This is a genomic window from Kocuria sp. CPCC 205263, assembly GCF_040981075.1.
GTDB lineage: Bacteria > Actinomycetota > Actinomycetes > Actinomycetales > Micrococcaceae > Kocuria > Kocuria rosea.
The window spans coordinates 1-542 of record NZ_JAVKPV010000074.1 but is presented as its reverse complement, the minus strand read 5'-3'; the positions used below and the strand labels follow the sequence as shown (position 1 = coordinate 542).

General features: G+C 49.1%; 1 protein-coding gene. It reads left to right on the top strand.

The window, feature by feature from the left end:
* Positions 1-542 (top strand): LlaJI family restriction endonuclease (locus RF647_RS19205; RefSeq protein WP_368813128.1); only part of this gene is annotated, 542 nt, incomplete at both ends.

The following is a 542-nucleotide window of genomic DNA, read 5'->3' as shown; positions in this document are numbered from 1 at the left end:
CTTTCAATAGAGGCCTGGCTGTATTTCTGCCACGAAATAACAGTTCTTCTCGTGAATCGCAGGCTCTTTCAGCACATTATCTGCTCCGCTCACTCCTGAAATTCTACCGAGATAGAAACACCGGTGTTATTGATGGGGATGCAGGAACCAGACTTATCGGTGGTGAATCCCTATCGTTGGCAACTGCACTGATTGACGACTATCAGACGAATGGTCTCTATGTCCGCCGGATGAGAGTCGATACAACCAACTCCGGAAAAGTTGTATGGCCGGAGACTATTTCCCGAGGGACTGCCTATCCTAGCCCATCTGGGCCTATATATATCGATCCTGTAACCACACGTTCGCGCTACCTCACCGATAGCGAGACAGCAAAGATTCATGCCTCTGTAATGAGGGAGCTCTATCAGGTATACGGAATGCTCTGGACTGGCAGTAAGGGCACTCCTGAACGACTGCAGAATGTTCCGCGTCCTGAGGGAAATGTTTTCTCATGGGTTGTACACCTAAGAAGAGAACTGCAGTTCAGCTATTCCGAAAGG